This is a genomic window from Sphingobium sp. (genome assembly GCF_048594625.1).
In the GTDB taxonomy this organism is placed as follows: Bacteria; Pseudomonadota; Alphaproteobacteria; order Sphingomonadales; family Sphingomonadaceae; genus Sphingobium.
In genome coordinates, this window is sequence record NZ_JBMDWL010000054.1 from 1 (window position 1) to 17,533 (window position 17,533).

A 17,533-nucleotide genomic window follows, 5' to 3' on the forward strand; every position below is an offset into this window, starting at 1 on the left:
GCGACACGATCAATCTCCAAATTCATTATCGGGCGCGCCTTCGCGCCCCGTCATGGGCCGCCATATGGGGCGACCCGTCCATGAGGCCATCCTTGATCGCGCCAGAGCGCTGTTGCAAGAAGGCAAAATGAACTATTGGCTCATGAAATCGGAACCCGATGCCTTTTCCTATGACGATTTGGTCAAAAAGGGGAAGGCGGAATGGGACGGCGTGCGCAATCATGCGGCGCAATTGCATATGAAGGCGATGCGGCGGGGCGACCTGTCGATCTTCTATCACAGCAATATCGGTGTGGAGGCGGTGGGCGTCATGACCATCGTCGAGGAAGCTGCGCCCGACAGCACCGACGACACGGGGAAATGGATCGCCGTTCATGTCGCGCCCTACGAAAAACTGACAAAGCCGGTGACGCTGAAGGCCATGAAGGCTGATTCGGCGCTGTCCGGCATGGCTATGTTGCGTCAATCGCGCCTTTCCGTGTCGCCACTGAGCAAGGCTGAATTCGACCATATCATTGCAATGTCAAAGGCTTGATAGCGCTACCAATGCATGGTTGCATGACATGCAATTGGCTCGCCGTTTTTTGCGATTGAGGGCCTGCCGCGCTGCAACATAAAAGCGATCTCAACAGAACAAGAAAAATAAGAGGTGTTTGATCGGCATTCACAAGGAGTTTACCCATGCGAATGCTGTCCAAGTTCATTGTCGCCGGCGCCCTGAGCGCCATCGTTGCCATCGCCGCTCCTGCCCAGGCGCAGGAAGAAGGCAAGCAGCGCTTCACCCACGAAGGTTACACCTACGTGTATGAAGTCAAGGAAACCAAGTCCGGCAAGCAGATTTCCGGCCGTCGTTTCCCGGATGCCGTCGCGTTCAATCTGTCGGTCAAGAACGGCAAGGTTTCGGGCGTGTCGGGCGGTCAGCAAGTTGCCTTCAAGGTCGAAGAAGCGCGCGGCGCTGCTTCGAACTGATCTGCCACGGTCCAAATGATCAGGGGGCGGCGTCCAACCGGACGCCGCCCTTTTTTTTTATGGCCTTCGTGACATGGATCGGGACGGCATCATCGATACTATCCCGAAACGATCAGCGGCAGCGACGCTTGCTGTCGATTTCCTTGCCCAGCAGCGCGCCGCCTGCTGCGCCCAGAATCGTGCCGGTGGCGCGGTCGCCACGGGTATCGATCGCGCGTCCGACCAGCGCGCCGCCGACGCCGCCGACGATCAGGCCGGTCGTGCCGTTGGACTTGCGGCAATAGGTGCGACCGTCGCGGCCGCGCCATTCCTTATAGCGGTAATTTTTGCGGGCCTGCGCGCCGTCGGTCGGCACGGCCATGGACATAGGGATGGCCAACGAAGCGGCGGCAAGGGCGAGTAGGGCTTTACGCATGAGTATCTCCTCCAATAACGCGAATTTGTCGTCTGAACCCGCTTACCTTGATCGAAGTTGCATGAACGTCAGGCAACAATCTAAATCACTGTTTCCAAAGCAATAAAATTTGAGGTGAATGGATGATCCCGAACGGTGAGCAGCATGGGCGGCGACTGATCGAGGCTTTGGCCCTTGCCCCTCATCCTGAAGGCGGCTGGTATCGGAAAACATGGCGCGCCACAGCGCCTGCGGGTGAACGGGCGGGCGGCACCGCGATTCTGTTTCTCCTCGAAGCCGGCCAGCGCTCGCACTGGCATCGGGTTGACGCGGCGGAACATTGGTTATGGCACGCTGGCGCTCCGCTCACTCTGTCGATTGCGCCACCCGGTGAACAGGCACATGACCATGTGCTTGGCCCGGACATTCTGAATGGCCAGATGCCGCAGATACTGGTGCCAGCCGATTATTGGCAGGCGGCAAGCCCGTTGGACGGCTGGGCGCTCGTCAGCTGCACCGTTACGCCGGGCTTTGAATTTGCCGGATTTTCTCTGGTGCCGCCCGAATGGTCACCGTCGGGATAAGACTTATCCACAGTTATCCACAGCTTATTGCAGATCCGTGTCACCAAACCGACCGATTCCGCTTTGAACGAATCGAAACTGGTGAGACCATTTCCTCATCGAGACAGCAGGGGATGGAGCGATCCGAACCTTAAATATGTGAGAAATCATATATTTGCGGTGTCGATAATCCGTCGGCAGGTAAGGTCCGCAAGGATGGAGCCGGGCAGGCGGATGGGATGTTTCAAACCTCTGCCGGGTACGCGCGAAAGTGAACGTCGGGCTTTGGAAAGGGGCATCCGGTTCCCGAAGGCGGGCTTCATACCCGCGTGATGGAGCAAAGCCTGTAGGATGTCCTTGCCCAAGGGCATCATATGGGAACGCCGGGCCGATGATCGCATTCCTTAGGGAAAGCGGATCGCTGAAGCAGTTTTGGACCGGCCGGTGACGGCCGCTGATTCAAAGCACGGCATCAGAAGGATCAGAGCGGTTTCGCATCTTGCGTAACAGGCCCTGAACCCGACGGAAGTGGGGACCGACAGCAATGTCGGCCCCCATTTTGCGTTTCAGGGCATTGTCTGTAGGTGGAACAGTGCGGATGAGAACATAGACGCCCGAACATAAGGGCCAACTACACCCGTTACCGCGCCTTCAATCTGATCGCCGCCACCTGATCAGACGACGTCATGAACAATATGGCGCCATTTTCGCCGAAGCAGCAATTGGCGATGGCCTTCCCGGTCGAAACGATTCCCAGCAATTCGCCTTTCGGCGTCAGGATATGGACGCCACCGGGACCGGTTGCAAAGACATGGCCGTCCGGCGCAACCTTGATGCCGTCGGGCAGTCCGGGCAGCCCTTCCGCAAGACGGTTCCGCATGTCGAAAAACAGGCGCTGGTCGATGACCTTGCCTTTGCCGTCCAGCCTGTAGGCGCGAACTTCGGGCCGCTCTTCATCCGACAGGGCCAGATATAGCGTTCGTCCATCGGGCGACAATGCAACGCCATTGGGCCGATGATGGCCACCATCCAGCAACCTAACATTTCCGTCGGGCGTCAGGGCATAAACGCCATTATGCTGCAACTCACGCAACGATGACGCATCGCCGTCTATGAAGCCGTAGGGAGGATCGGTGAAATAGATGATGCCCGATGGCGCGATGCATAGGTCATTGGGACTGTTGAACCGCTTTCCGTCGAACCGGTCGGCCAATATGGTGCGCTTTTTGCTACGTATATCGATCTGTACGATGGCGCGCGTACCACTGTCCGCACCGATCAGGTGACCGGCCTTGTCGATCGTCAGGCCGTTCAGTCCCGCCTCGCGCACGCCCGGCGGCACCGCACTCTGCAATCCGGCTGGCGACAGAAATGGCGTCGCATTCTCGCCGCGTCGCCAGCGATAGACGATATTGGCTGGCGGATCGCTGAACAGCAGGCTTTGATCCTGCGCTACCCAGACCGGTCCTTCGGCCCAGCGAAATCCGCTCGCCAATATTTCGACGGAGGCGGTCGGATCGATAATCCGGTCGAGCGCCGGGGACAGGCGGGCGACGCTTCCGACCGCCTTGGTCTGCGCCGCCATCGCCGCGACGGGCATGGCGGCAAACGACGCCAGCACCATACGCCGACCGATCATGCGTTGATCCTTATGCTGGTGCGTTCGGCAGCGGATTTATAGATCGCCTCTATCACGCGCAGGTCGGCGAGGCCTTCCTCACCAGCCACGATCGGCGTCTCGTCGCGCAATATACATTCCGCCAGATGATCCAGCTGACCGGCAAACTGGTTCTTCGTGGGTACCGGCACAGTGCGCGGCGTGGTGGCATTGTCGCGACGGATCATCATCGTTTGGCCGGTATAGGATGTCGCGGGTTCCATTTCGATCCAACCCTGCGTCCCCGCGATACGATAGCGATTATGCCCCGAACTATAGCTGGATATGCAATTGGCTACGATGCCGGACGGGAACCGCAACAGGAAGCTGATGCGGTCTTCCACAGTTTTGAAGCGCGGGTCGGATCGGTCGGTCGATTCGATAGCGCTGACTTCCACAGGCTCCTCTCCGGTCAGGTATCGCGTGGCGTTCAGGCTATAGATGCCGATGTCCATCATCGACCCGCCCCCCGACAATGGCCGGTCGAGCCGCCACTGGTCCGGCTTGATCGGAAACCCATGTTCGGCCGTAATCATTCTCGTGGGGCCGACATGGCCGCCGCGCGCCAGTTCGATGGCCAGTCGGTTATAGGGTTCGAAACGCGACCGGTATCCGATCATCAATTTCTTCCCCGCCTTGCGACAGGCCGCGATCATGGCCTCGCACTCCTTTACCGATGTTGCCATCGGCTTTTCGCACATCACATGCTTTCCCGCCTGCGCCGCGCGAATGCTATATTCGGCATGCATGCTGTTGGGCAGGACGATATATACCGCATCGATGTCAGGATTGTCCCTGATGCGATCGAAATCGGCATAGCTGTAGCGATGGGTGCGCGGGATGCCATATTCCGTGCCATATTGTTCGAGTTTTGCGGGCGTCCCGCTGACCAGCGCCACGATGCGGGCATGGTCGCATCCTGTGAAATTGGGCATGATCTGGCGGGTCGCATAATAGCCCAGGCCGACGATGGCATAGCCTATCTTGCCACCCGGCCTGACCGCGCTGCTGCTGCGCGTGCTGGCCAGCATCATGCCGGCGCCCATCGCGCCCAGCATCTCACGACGGGAACCGGTCACCATAAGGAACTCCCTATAGTCAATATTGGGAAAATCAGTCGGCGGCCCGCCCCATGGCCGGACGCAGCCAGCCAAGATTGCGTGCGGCGATGGCGGCCTGCGTGCGGTTGCGCACATTCAGCTTGCGCATCAGCGCAGTCATATGAACCTTGACCGTCGCTTCCGCCATGCCCAGCTCATAGGCGATCTGCTTGTTCAGCAAACCCGAATGAACGCAGCGCAGAACCTTCATCTGCGTGGGTGTCAATGTCGGTGGATCGGTCGCCAAAGGGGGCTGATGCCGGAAATCCAGCTGATCGAGACTATCGTGCAAATTCAGCGCGACGTGCATCCATCCTCTCCCTGTCTGATCCGACATGATGTCGCCCGACCTGTATGAACAGGTCATAGGGCGGATCGGATTCGTTAGCGCTAACGATACTGTGATTGGTCAGACAGGTTCAAGCTAAAAATGCGATATACGACCCTTAAGTGGTAGATTGCTGTCAAAATCCGTATATATCTGTCTAACAGATTTTCGATCGTTCAGGCGTGAAGCAGCCGGATGTCGGATGACAGGAGGGGGGATAGGATGGCGTTACCATCATCGGGGCGGATATGGGTTTCAGGGCTGAAAGGCGTCGCCAGATGAGCCCGTCCGACTATCGCCTGATTCTTGCCGCGGTCGCGGGTATCGCCCTTTCGATCTTCCTCATCATTCGCGGGCGCCTGCATCCTTTCGTCGGGTTGCTCTGCGGCGCCTTCACCGTCGGCCTGATCGCGGGCCTGCCGATGGACGAAACCGCCAAGGCGATAGAGAAGGGGGCGGGCGCCATTCTGGGCGGCACCGGTCTCGTCGTCGCGCTGGGTTTGGGGCTGGGGGCAATGCTTCAGCTGTCCGATGGCGCAGGCGGGATGGCCCGTGCGGCATTGCGCCTGTCTGGCGTACGCGGTGCGCCATGGGCCAGCCTGTTCACGGCGATCGTCATCGGCCTGCCGCTGTTCTTCGAAACCGGTCTGGTGCTGCTGCTGCCGATCGTGGCGTCGGCAGCGGCGGCGCTGCCTGCGGGGCAGAATGGCGACACGGCCAAATTGCGCCTGATGCTGCCTGCCCTGTCCGGTCTGTCCGTCGTACATGCTCTGGTGCCGCCGCACCCCGGCCCGCTGCTCGCGATCGATGCGCTTGGTGCCAATCTTGGCCTGACGCTGGTCTATGGCCTGATCGTCGGCATCCCCACGGCGATTATCGCAGGGCCGGTGCTGGCGCGCTTCACCGCGCCCGGTGTAAAGCTCAACCCGCCCTTGCTCGATCCCGTAAAGCTTGATGTCGCGACGCCGTCGGTCGGTCGGTCGTTGACCGCGGTGCTTCTTCCGGTCGTGCTGATTGCCGCCGGACAGGCGGTGCCGCTGATGCCGCCCGCCGTCGCGGTACATTTCGAATGGCTGAAATGGATCAGCGATCCGGTCGTGGCGCTGCTGGTTGCGCTGTTGATCGCGCTGCCGCTGCTGTTTGGCAAACGCATTACCGATGCGAAGATTCAGAATGCCATCTGGACCGAAGCGATGACGCCTGTGGGCGGCATCATCCTTGCCATCGGCGCTGGTGGCGCACTGAAACAGGTGCTGGTAACGGCCGGGCTGTCCGACATGTTGGTGCGCATTGCGCAGGGCGGCGCGATTTCGCCGATCCTGCTCGCATGGGGCGTATCGGTCTGCATCCGCCTTGCGACGGGATCGGCCACGGTGGCGACCATCACGACTGCGGGCGTGATGGAGGGGCTGGTCGCCGCATCGGGGGTGGAGCCTGAATGGATGGTACTGGCCATCGGCGCAGGGTCGCTCTTCTTCTCCCATGTGAATGATCCGGGTTTCTGGCTGGTGAAAAGCTATCTTGGCACCGACATGCCCGGTACGTTCAAGACATGGTCGATCATGGAAACCGTCGTTGCCGTCGTCGGTCTGCTGTTGGTGCTTGTCGCCAGCAGCATCTTCTGATTGTGGGATAGGGCATGACGCCATGCGACAGACTGCCGTTCCCGTGACCCAGACCCGCCTGTCCGATCATGCCTATGCGGCGATCGTCGATATCATCAAGTCGGAGGATCTGGAGGTCGGCGCTCGCCTGCCATCGGAAGCCCGGCTGGCCGAAATGTTCGGCGTATCACGGGCGATCGTGCGTGAAGCGCTGATGCGCCTGGCATCGGACGGCATTACAGAAGCGCGGCGTGGCGCCGGTTCCTTCGTCAAGAGCCGCCCGTCGGAACGGCTCGCCGTCTTCATGCCATCGACCGAACTACCGACGACATTGGGCAGTTACGAAGTCCGCTTCGTGTTGGAGGCGGAAGCGGCACGGCTGGCGGCCACCCGCCGCACCGTTCAGGAAATGGCCTATGTAGAAGAGGGGATGGACATGCTCCGCGCAGCCCTGCTGTCGAGCGAGCCTGCCCATGCGGAGGATATGGCGCTTCACCGCCGCATTGCCGAGGCGACGGGCAATCCGGCCTTCCTGATCGCGTTCGATGCGCTGCATGCGGACGTGGACAAGATCATGCGGGCGGGCGTTGACATCAGCCGATCCCGCCCGCCCGAAGTCATCGCCACCATGCTGCGCGAACATGAACAGATCGTCGCCGCCATCCGCGCGCAGGATCCCGAAGGCGCCGCACTCGCCATGCGCTGGCATTTGTGGGAAGGGCGTCGGCGGCTGATGCCCTGACGCCGTCAGCGCAGCCAGTTCAGCGCGCGATCGCGCAATATTTCCGGCGACGCGTCGGATGACAGGATCAGCGCCCGTTCGTCTGCGGTTGGCCGTTCCAGCGTGGCCAGCTGACTGTCCAGCAGGCTGGCTGGCATATAATGACCCGGCCGGTTCCGCATCCGATCCAATATATGATCGCGGCTGTTGTCCAGCAGGATGAAGCGTACCGGCGCATCGATCTTCATGCGTAACCGATCGCGGTAGGAGAGGCGCAGCGCGGAGCAGGCTGTGACGACCGCGCCATATGTCTCCATCGCTGTCGCACTGGCTGTCGAAAGTCGGTCCAGCCAAGGCCATCGATCCTCATCCGTCAGCGGAATGCCGCCGCGCATTTTCTCCACAGCCTCTACCGAATGAAAGCTGTCCCCTTCCAGAAACGGGCAACCGATGGCCTGTGCGATCAGGGCGCCCACCGTCGATTTGCCGCAACCGCTGACACCCATGGCTATGATGGCCATGGGCGAAGACAGGCTGGTGTGGACAGGTGGCGACAAGGCAGCGTTCCTAGCGGGCGAAATGCCGAAAAATGGACTGTGGCCATGCTATAGTGGGATGCGCGATGCCGTGAAAACTACGACCTTTGTCGCAAGTGCCAAAGCGCGACGCCCCTTTTAGCCATGTCGCCCAGCAACATAGGATGGAAGAGGTCGGCCATGATCGCACGCAGCATGATCGCCGCTTTATTGGCGGCGACTACTCTGACAACCCCGGTCTGGGCCGCTGGTCCTTCCATATTCCCGGTCGCGCCAGATGAACCGCACGCCGTCACCGTGAAGGCTAAAGGCGATGGGCGCAGCGACGACAGCGCCGCCATTCAACAGGCGCTGGATCAGGCCCGCGACAGGACCGGCCATGGCATCGTCTTCCTGCCGTCCGGCTCATATCGCATCACCCGGACGCTCGTCGTTCCCGCGGGCGTGCGTGTCTACGGCGTCGGGCCGACGCGGCCGGTGATCATGCTTGCCGCCAATACGCCGGGCTTTCAGCAGGGCGTATCGACCATGATCGTCTTTGCAGGTGGCGACCAGTATAAGGTGGGCGACGTTCCGGTTCCTGTCCCCACCATCGTGCCCCGCGACAAAGTGGTTCGCGACGCCAATTCGGGCACCTTCTATTCGTCGATGAGCAATGTCGACATAGAAATTGGCGCGGGCAATCCGGCGGCGGCCGGGGTGCGTTTCCGCATGGCCCAGCATGCTTTTCTCAGCCATATGGAATTTCGCCTCGGCACGGCCTTCGCCGGTGTCTATCAGGCGGGCAATGTCATCGAAAATGTTCATTTCCAGGGCGGTCGCTATGGCATCGTCACGGAAAAAACGTCACCCGCCTGGCAATTCACCCTGCTCGATTCCAGCTTCGACGGGCAACATGACGCCGCAATCCGCGAACATGAAGTCGATCTGACGCTGGTCAATGTCGCGATCCGCAACACGCCTGTCGGGATAGAAATCGACCGTGGGTACAGCGACAGCCTCTGGGGCAAGGACGTCCGCTTCGAAAATGTGTCGAAGGCAGGCGTCGTCATCTCGAACGAGAAAAATGTCTTCACACAGGTCGGGTTCGACAATGCGATTGCGGTGAACAGCCCGGTCTTCGCCCGCTTCCGCGACAGCGGCAAGAGGATAGATGGCAAGGGCAAGGCTTATCGGGTCGCGAATTTCTCCTACGGTCTCGCCATTCCCGATCTTGGCCATAATGGGGAATATAAGACCGAAGCGGACATTCGATCACTTCCGGCGGCCCCGCCCCGCCGCGAAGGCGCGATCCGCGACCTTCCGCCCATGAAGGAATGGGTCAATATTCGCACGCTCGGCGCGATGGGGGATGGAAAGGCTGACGACACTGCCGCCATACAAAAGGCGATCGACAGCCACCGCATTCTCTATTTTCCGGTCGGCTTCTACAAGGTGACGGATAAGCTGGTGCTGCGTCACGACAGCGTGCTGATCGGGCTGCACCCCGCCATCACACAGCTTTATATTCCGGACAGCAATCCCGCCCATGCCGGGCTTGGCTCTGTCCTGCCGATCCTCGAAACGCCGAAGGGGGGCGACAATATCCTGTCGGGCCTCGGCCTTTTCACCGGGCGCATCAATCCGCGCGCTTCGGCTCTGCTATGGCGATCCGGCGAAAAAAGTCTGGTGGAAGACGTCAAGATCATGGGCGGGGGTGGCACGCCGACGGCCGATGGCAAAATGCTGGGCGCTCTGCGCGTCAACACCGGCGATCCTGTCACCGACGGGCGGCTGGACGCGCAATATCCCAGCATCTGGGTGACGGATGGCGGGGGCGGCACCTTTGCCGATGTCTGGAGCCCCAACAGCTTCGCGCAATCGGGCATGCACATCACCAATACCAGCACGCCCGGCCATGTTTACGAAATGTCGGTCGAACATCATGCCCGTAACGAATTCGTGCTCGACAATGTGCAGAATTGGGAATTTCTCGCGCCGCAGACCGAACAGGAAGTGGACGATGGCCCGGATGCGATTTCACTCGACATCCGCAATTCGAAAAACCTGCTTTTCGCCAATTACCATGGATACCGGGTGACCCGGACCTACGCACCTGAAAAGAGCGCGGTAAAGATCACAAACTCCAGCGACATCCGGTTCCGCAATGTGCATATCAACGCCGAAAGCGGCTACGCGACCTGTGACGATGAAGGATGCGGTACCTTCCTGCGCGCCAGCAAATATCCGTTCGACAATGCGATAGAGGATGTCAGCCGCAAATCATTCGTGCGCGAACGCGAATTTGCGAAGCTGGACATCGGCGCCATCGACCGCAAGATCGCACCCGAATCCCCCAGCAGCGCAAAGGTTGAAAAGCTGGAGGACGGCTTCTGGTCCATTTCCGGCGCTACCGTGGACGCAAAGGGCGCGCTTTACTTCATCGATCGGCGTTTCCAGCGCATTCATCGCTGGACGCAGGCCAGGGGGCTGGAGATCGTCCGGGACAATGCGCTCGATCCCGTCAATCTGGCGATAGACGGTTCCGGCCATCTTCTGGTTCTGTCGTCGCTTGGGCCGAAGGCCGGCGTCTATTCGGTCGATCCTGACGGTCCGCCGGAACAGATGACGCTGATACAGCCGACGCCGGTGCGGGCGGGCGCGGGCACGAAGACGCTGCTGCCGGTCAATTGGTGGAACAACGGCGAATTTCGCGATCAACTTGATTACAAGACCTATGAATTTACCACGCTCGCCGAAATGTTCGCGCGCGATGTCGGCACACCTAAGGCAAAGGAATATCTGTCCCCCGATGGCAGCCTGTCGCTCCCGGCCTTCCGCGTATGGCAGCAGGGACCGATCGATCATGTCGGCTGGCGCTGGTCCGATGGCCTGAACGCCAATGGTCTGGTCGGCGGAAAGCCCGGCGATCGCCTGTTCGTCACCAACGGGTCCGAAAATGTTACGTATAGCGGTACGGTGGGCGCGGGGGGCACGCTCACCGATCTCAAACCCTTTGCCAATCGTGGCGGGGAAAGCGTGGCCGTCGATCCGCAGGGCCGCGTCTATGTCGCGAACGGCCAGATATTTGTTTACGCGCCCGACGGCCGTGAAACCGGTCGTATCGACGTACCCGATCGGCCCTTGCAAATCCTCTTCGGCGGGGCGGATGGCCGGACGCTCTTCATTCTGACACATCACGCGCTTTACGCAGCAAAACCATAGGGAAAGCTGGGATTTTCGCTGCATCTACGACCTATGTCGTAAGTGCGGCGGAACCGGTCAATCGCTATTTGTCTGACAATCGCCTGCCATGGCGATGCCGGTCGCGGGAGGGCGACCGATCATAAAAAAGGGGAAGGAATTATGAAAGTGACGACCGCACTCCATCGGCACCTGGCAGGCGTCAGCCTCGGCGCCGTGGCAATCATGGCGCTGACGACCGTGGGTCATGCGCAGACTGCGCCGATACAGCCTCAGGCCGAAGCGCAGCAGGATGAATCCGCCACGCCGCGCAGCGCCGACATCGTCGTCACCGGTTCGCGCATCACCACCAGCGGCTTTAACGCGCCGACGCCCACGACCGTGATCGGCGAAGAGCAGATCGCCAATAATGCGCAGCCCAATATCTTCAACACCATCGCCCAGCTGCCTTCGCTGCAGGGATCGACGGGTGCTGCAACCGGTACGTTCAGCACGTCCAGCGGGCAACAGGGCCTCAGTTCCTTCTCGCTGCGTGGCCTCGGTCCGATCCGCACGCTGACGCTGCTCGACGGCCAGCGCGTCGTTGCCGCCAACGTGACCGGCGTTCCCGACATCTCGATGTTCCCGCAGCTTCTGGTGAAGCGCGTCGACGTGGTGACAGGCGGTGCATCCGCTTCCTACGGTTCGGACGCGGTCGGCGGTGTCGTCAACTTCATCACCGACACCCATTTCGAAGGACTCAAGGGTAATATCCTTGGCAGCATCACCAAATATGGCGATGACGAAACCGCGCTGGTGCAGGCCGCCTACGGCACGTCCTTCGCAGACGGTAAGGTCCACTTCGTCGTCAGCGGCGAATATGATCATGAAGGCGGCGTCGGCCCCGGCGACTTCGGCACCGATCTGGCGGGTAGCCGCAACTGGTATCGCGCTACCACGCTGTTCAACACCGGCCAGGCCAACAACGGGTCGCCCCAATTCGTCTATGGCGACTATGCGCAGCCCTATCAGTACTCCCGCTATGGCCTCATCAACAATGGCCCATTGCAGGGCATCGCCTTTGACGAAAACGGCAGTCCCTATAATTTCCAATATGGTTCGGGCGGCAGTCCGCTGGGTAATGGTCGCGTCAGCAACTGCTATACGGGCAACAGCTTCTGCGTCGGCGGCGATCTGACTGGCGCGCCGGGATCGGGCGCCTCGCTCAAGTCCTCGCTGGAGCGCATCAACGGCTATTCGCGCCTCGGCTGGGAATTTGCCGACAACAACGAAGCCTATCTGACCGTCAACGTTGCGCAGGTGAAGACGCATAACCAGCCGAGCCCTGGCTATGGCCGCGCCAGCCTGACCGTGCAGTGCTCCAATCCGTTCCTGCCGCAACTGGTCAGGGATCGCTGCGCCAGCGCCGGGATCACCTCGTTCGGCTTCGGATCCAGCAACGCCTCCTTCCCCAGTCCGCAGGTCTATACCGATCGTAAGCAGTATCGCTTCGTCGGGGGCCTGAAGGGGCAGTTCGGCCTCGGTGGCACCGACTGGAACTACGACTATTATTATGAGCATGGCATCACCATCTCGGATATCGACGTCAACAGCATCGTGATCCAGAACCGCTACGTCGCCGCAGCCGATGCGATCGTGGAAAATGGCGCCATCGTTTGCCGCGATCCGCGTGCGCGCGCGCTTGGTTGCGTCCCCATCAACATCTTCGGCAATTTTACGCCCTCTGCATCGGCGCTCGCTTATGTTGCGCCGCCGGTAAACGGCCCGTTCCAGCATACGAAGCTGACGCAGGACGTGGTCAGCGCCAACTTTTCGGGCAATCCCTTCGACCTATGGGCTGGCCCTGTGTCGGTCGCGTTCGGCGGTGAATATCGCAAGGAATTCTACCGCGTTAACGCAGACCCCTATGGTGCGGGCGTTTCCCCGCTCAGCCCCAACAGCCCGGACTATCCGGCCGATCCGCTGCTGAACTCATCGCAGGGTAGCAACTATGCGGCGGGCAACTACAAGAACGGCAGCGGCAAATATGACGTGTATGAAGGCTTCCTCGAAATCGATCTGCCGCTGTTCGACAGCGAATCGATCGGTCGTGCGAACCTGAACGCTGCGGGCCGGGGCACGCACTACAGCACGTCGGGCACCGTCTGGGCGTGGAAGGTCGGCGGCACATGGGATACGCCGGTCGATGGTCTACGCTTCCGTGCGGTGACGTCGCGTGACGTTCGTGCGCCCAACCTGTCGGAACTGTTCGCAGCCCCGACCGTGACGACGCTGCCCAACTTCTTCAATCCCTTCTCCGGCACGGCTGTCCAGACGTTCCAGCAGCAGGTCGGCAACCCCAACCTGAAGCCGGAAATTGCCCGCAACACCGAACTGGGCGTCGTCTATGCCCGTCCGTCTTGGGCGCCCGGCCTCAGCCTGTCGTTCGACTATTACAACATCAAGCTGAACCGCGTCGTCGGCAGCCTGTCCGCGGATCAGATCGTGCGCTTCTGCTTCGAAGGCAATCAGGCCTTCTGCGGCGGTTTCCAGCTTGACGGCGCTCAGGGCACCAACTTCGTAAACGTCCAGCCGTTTAACCTTGCATCGTGGAAGACCAGCGGCTTCGACATTGAAGCCAGCTATCAGTGGCAGCAGCCGCTCGGTCTGCCGGGCAGTCTGACGCTCCGCGCGCTTGGTACCCACATCCAGAAGTTCATCGTGAACGCGGGTGTGCCCGGCGTCGATCCGGTCGACAATGCCGGCGCCAACAACGGCGCGACGCCCGACTGGAAGTGGCTGGCGATCCAGACTTATGACACCGGCCGGTTCAGCCTGACGGTTCAGGAGCGCTGGATCAGCGATGGCACCTTCGGCAACCAGTATGTTGTCTGCCAGTCGTCCTGCCCGGTTTCGACCGGCAACCACCCGACGATCAACTACAACACAATGAAGGGCGCCTTCTATGTGGACGTAGGCGCGACCTTCAAGATCGTCGACAATGTCTCGATCTATGGCAAGGTGGACAATCTGTTCGACAAGGATCCCGTCGCTGCGCCGCAGACGAACACCGGCCTCGACATCAACCCGGCGCTCTATGACACATTGGGTCGCATCTATCGTGCCGGGGTTCGCTTCAACTTCTGATCGATAACAGCCTTCCTCCCCACTAGTCCCGGTCCTGCGTGGCCGGGACATCTTCTTTTCAGGAGCTTGTCATATGGGTCGCGGATCGATGGGAGTCTGGGCCGTCATTTTGCTGCTTCTGATCCCTGCGCAATCGGCGTCCGCTTCGATCTCCGTATACACCAGCATGCCGGACGAACCCCGCGCCATAACCGTCGCAGGGGTGGGTGACGGGCATGTCGATGACGCCGCAGCCATTCAGCAGGCTATCGACAGGGCTGCGGAAAAGGGTGGCGGTGGCATCGTATTCCTGCCGACGGGAACATACCGCATCACGCGCACGCTCTTCCTGTGGCCGGGCGTGCGCATCTTTGGCATTGGCAAGCAGCGCCCGGTCATCCTGTTGGGGAAGGATACACCGGGCTTCCAGCAGGGCGTTGCCCATATGCTGATGTTCACGGGCGGCAAACGTCAGACAGACGGGCAGACCCCGCCAGCCGCCTTTCCCCCGGCGGGCAGCGTGCCGTTCAATAAATCCATCGCCGATGCCAATCCCGGCACATTCTACACAGCCCTCAGCAATATCGATTTTCGTATAGGAGACGGCAACCCGGCCGCCACCGCCATACGTTTCCATTCCGCCCAACATAGTTTTGTTGCCCATGTGGATTTCGACATAGGGTCGGGATTGGCGGGCCTCTACCATGTCGCCAATCAGGCGGAAGACCTGCATTTTCGGGGTGGCCGCTATGGCATCATCGCCGAAAAGCCATCGCCCGCCTGGCCGTTTGCCCTGATCGATTCGACCTTCGATGGTCAGCGCGATGCCGCGATCCGCGAACATGAAGCGGGTCTGACCATGCTCAACGTGGTGATGCGCAACGCGCCCGTCGGCATCGAACTGGACAGGGGCTATGGCGACTGGCTGTGGGGACAGGATGTCCGCTTTGAAAATATATCCAAAGCGGCTGTGATGATTTCCAACGAGAAAAATGTCTACACGCAGATAGGCTTTCAAAATGCGCTGGCGGCCAACACACCGGTTTTCGCCCGGTTTCGTGAAAGCGGGCGGACCGTAACCGGTAAGGGCGCGCGCTACCGGGTCGCCTCCTTTTCCCACGGCCTGACACTGCCCGGCGTCGGCCAGATGGGTGACTATCGCACCCATATGCAGGCGGAAAACATCGCCCGGCTGCCAGTGCGTCAGCCTGCTGCAATTCGGGCCTTACCCCCGGTATCGCAATGGGCCAATGTGCGATCCTTCGGCGCCAAGGGCGATGATAGCACGGACGACGGTGCGGCGATTCAGAAAGCCATCGACACGCATCGTGTCGTATATCTGCCTGCGGGCTTCTATTGCATCAATGAAACGGTGAAACTGCGCTCGGATACGGTGCTGATCGGCCTGCATCCCAGCCTGACGCAGATCGTCCTGCCTGACGGCGCACCCGCATGGCAGGGAATAGGCGGACCCAAGGCGGTCATTGAAAGTGCGAGCGGTGGCGATGCGATCGTCAGCGGTATTGGCATCGATACGAATGGAGCCAACCCGCGCGCCACCGGGCTGTTATGGAAATCCGGTGCGAACTCTCTTGTCAGCGATGTCAAATTTCAGGGCGGCCACGGCACCGATCGCTTCGATGGCAGCCGCGTCACGCCCTATAACAATAACGCGACTGCCGATCCCGACCCCCGTCGCCGCTGGGCGGGGCAATATCCCAGCTTGTGGGTGACGCAGGGCGGCGGCGGTACATTCGCCAATATCTGGAGTCCCAGCACGTTCGGCCATCCTGGCATTCTGATTTCCGATACGCAGACCCCCGGACGCCTTATTCAGGCGTCGGTCGAACATCATGTCCGTACCGAAATCGGCCTCAATCGTGTCGCCAACTGGGAATTGCTCGCCCCTCAGACGGAAGGCGAAGCAGGGGAGAGCGGCGATGCCGTCGCGTTGGAAATCCGCAATTCGCGCAACATCCTCGTCGCCAATCTTCATGCCTATCGCGTGACGAGAACGCGGGAACCCGCACCGGCTGCTGTCATGCTGTATAATGTGCAGGACATCCGGTTTCGCAATGTCCATGTGAACGGCGAAAGCGGCCTTGCGACCTGCGACGAAAATGGCTGCGGCACCTTTCTGCGTCTCACCAAATTCCCGTTCGAAAACGCCATCCGCGATGTTACCCACGGTATCGATGTTCGCGAAAGGCAATTCGCCTATCTCGACATAGGGGGCGATACGGCCGCGCCCTCGACAGATGCCGCAACCATAGCCGCAAAGGTCGAAAAGCTGGCCGATGGTTTTCATTCCATCGGCGGCGGCGCGGTTGACGCGCAGGGCAGGCTCTACTTCATAGACCGTAAATTTCAGCGCATCTGGCGGTGGTCCGACGCAGGGCGTCTGGAAATGATCCGCGATGCGACGCTGGACCCCGTTAATCTGGCGATCGATCGGTCGGGCGATCTGATGGTCCTGTCATCCTATGGGCGTAACGCGACGGTCTACAGCGTCCGTCCGGATGCGCCGGACGATCAACTGAGCATCCTGTCGCCGATGCCCAATGCCCGTGGTCGGGACGCGACCTTCATCCTGCCGGTCAACTGGTGGAAAAATGGCGAGTTCAGGGATCAAATCGATCCTGTCACCTATCAGTTCACAACGTTGGCCGATATGTTCGCACGCGACATGGCCGTGCCACAGGCAATGGCCTATACGTCCCCTGACGGAACGCTGACCCTCCCGGCCTTTCGCGTTTTTGCGCAGGGGCCAACGGATCATCGCGGTCTGCGCTTTTCCGATTCTCTGGACAGCTACGGCTTCATTCAGGCGAAAGCGGGACAGCGCGTCTACCTGACCAATGGTTCGGAAAATCGTACCTACAGCGGACTGGTCGGAACCAAAGGCGCCATCACCGATCTGCGAGTCTTTGCCGACCGCGGAGGGGAGGGCGTGGTGAGCGACGGCAACGGCCGCGTTTATGTCGCTAACGGACAGCTGTTCGTCTATGAAGCGGACGGCAGTCCTGCTGGCCGCATCGACATTCCCGAACGCCCGTTGCAGCTGCTGTTCGGTGGCGTGGATGGCAGGACGCTCTACGTTCTCACCCATCACAGCCTTTACGCCGTGCGTTTATGATGTGATGAGATAGTCAGAAAGCCTCAATATGGTGCCGGATGAGGGGATCGAACCCCCGACCTTCGGTTTACAAAACCGCTGCACTACCGCTGTGCTAATCCGGCGCACCATTGAAGTGCGACGCCCTTACTATCAGATCACGCCAAAGGTCCAGCCCTCAGTTTGCGCTATTTGCGGGGTAAGGGGTGATGGCGTCCATAGATCGGGGGTCCGGGCCATTTTGCGCATCCACGCCGC

General features: G+C 60.4%; 13 protein-coding genes and 1 tRNA gene. 8 read left to right on the plus strand and 6 right to left on the minus strand.

From position 1 onward, the window contains the following. The first annotated feature begins 127 nt into the window (after positions 1-127). Positions 128-535, plus strand: coding sequence for an EVE domain-containing protein (locus tag ACOJSJ_RS06905; protein WP_420144253.1), 408 nt, complete (start codon positions 128-130; stop codon positions 533-535). Between the two features lie 152 nt (positions 536-687). Continuing rightward, the gene (locus ACOJSJ_RS06910; protein WP_420144263.1) at positions 688-969 is read left to right on the plus strand and encodes a hypothetical protein; all 282 of its coding nucleotides are present in this window, start codon (positions 688-690) and stop codon (positions 967-969) included. 112 nt (positions 970-1,081) lie between these two features. Here the strand turns inward: ACOJSJ_RS06910 and ACOJSJ_RS06915 are convergent, their stop codons facing one another. After that, a complete protein-coding gene (locus tag ACOJSJ_RS06915; protein WP_420144254.1) occupies positions 1,082-1,384 on the minus strand; it encodes a glycine zipper 2TM domain-containing protein in 303 nt (100 codons plus the stop codon). Between the two features lie 122 nt (positions 1,385-1,506). Here ACOJSJ_RS06915 and ACOJSJ_RS06920 point away from each other — a divergent pair, with 122 nt between their 5' ends. Next, positions 1,507-1,947 (plus strand): cupin domain-containing protein, encoded by a 441-nt coding sequence (locus ACOJSJ_RS06920; RefSeq protein ID WP_420144255.1) that lies wholly within the window; start codon positions 1,507-1,509, stop codon positions 1,945-1,947. Between the two features lie 619 nt (positions 1,948-2,566). Here ACOJSJ_RS06920 and ACOJSJ_RS06925 read toward each other — a convergent pair. From ACOJSJ_RS06925 to ACOJSJ_RS06935, 3 genes are read right to left on the minus strand one after another with little or no spacing between them, the layout of a single operon-like run. Next, positions 2,567-3,565 (minus strand): SMP-30/gluconolactonase/LRE family protein, encoded by a 999-nt coding sequence (locus tag ACOJSJ_RS06925; RefSeq protein ID WP_420144256.1) that lies wholly within the window; start codon positions 3,563-3,565, stop codon positions 2,567-2,569. Then, the gene (locus tag ACOJSJ_RS06930) at positions 3,562-4,665 is read right to left on the minus strand and encodes a Gfo/Idh/MocA family protein (RefSeq protein ID WP_420144257.1); all 1,104 of its coding nucleotides are present in this window, start codon (positions 4,663-4,665) and stop codon (positions 3,562-3,564) included. Before ACOJSJ_RS06930 ends, ACOJSJ_RS06925 begins: the two co-directional genes overlap by 4 nt. 31 nt (positions 4,666-4,696) lie before the next feature. Beyond that, complete coding sequence (locus ACOJSJ_RS06935) at positions 4,697-4,993, minus strand: response regulator transcription factor (RefSeq protein WP_420144258.1); 297 nt, start codon at positions 4,991-4,993, stop codon at positions 4,697-4,699. Between the two features lie 296 nt (positions 4,994-5,289). Between ACOJSJ_RS06935 and ACOJSJ_RS06940 the strand changes: the two genes are divergently transcribed. Further along, positions 5,290-6,636 carry a gluconate:H+ symporter gene (locus ACOJSJ_RS06940; protein WP_420144259.1) on the plus strand — a complete coding sequence of 449 codons (1,347 nt, stop codon included), beginning with the start codon at positions 5,290-5,292 and terminating at the stop codon, positions 6,634-6,636. Positions 6,637-6,679: 43 nt separating this feature from the next. Then, positions 6,680-7,357 carry a FadR/GntR family transcriptional regulator gene (locus tag ACOJSJ_RS06945; RefSeq protein ID WP_420144264.1) on the plus strand — a complete coding sequence of 226 codons (678 nt, stop codon included), beginning with the start codon at positions 6,680-6,682 and terminating at the stop codon, positions 7,355-7,357. A 5-nt stretch (positions 7,358-7,362) separates the two neighbouring features. Here ACOJSJ_RS06945 and ACOJSJ_RS06950 read toward each other — a convergent pair whose 3' ends face one another. Then, positions 7,363-7,842 carry a gluconokinase gene (locus tag ACOJSJ_RS06950; protein WP_420144265.1) on the minus strand — a complete coding sequence of 160 codons (480 nt, stop codon included), beginning with the start codon at positions 7,840-7,842 and terminating at the stop codon, positions 7,363-7,365. A gap of 210 nt (positions 7,843-8,052) precedes the next feature. Here ACOJSJ_RS06950 and ACOJSJ_RS06955 point away from each other — a divergent pair, with 210 nt between their 5' ends. From ACOJSJ_RS06955 to ACOJSJ_RS06965, 3 genes are all read left to right on the plus strand, one after another. Then, entirely contained in the window at positions 8,053-11,076 is a 3,024-nt protein-coding gene (locus ACOJSJ_RS06955; protein ID WP_420144260.1) for a glycosyl hydrolase family 28-related protein, read from the plus strand. 141 nt (positions 11,077-11,217) lie between these two features. Then, a complete protein-coding gene (locus tag ACOJSJ_RS06960) occupies positions 11,218-14,181 on the plus strand; it encodes a TonB-dependent receptor domain-containing protein (protein ID WP_420144261.1) in 2,964 nt (987 codons plus the stop codon). Between the two features lie 73 nt (positions 14,182-14,254). Next, entirely contained in the window at positions 14,255-17,296 is a 3,042-nt protein-coding gene (locus ACOJSJ_RS06965) for a glycosyl hydrolase family 28-related protein (protein WP_420144262.1), read from the plus strand. Between the two features lie 29 nt (positions 17,297-17,325). Here ACOJSJ_RS06965 and ACOJSJ_RS06970 read toward each other — a convergent pair. Next, positions 17,326-17,400: transfer RNA gene (locus tag ACOJSJ_RS06970), tRNA-Thr, on the minus strand. Positions 17,401-17,533: the final 133 nt, after the last annotated feature.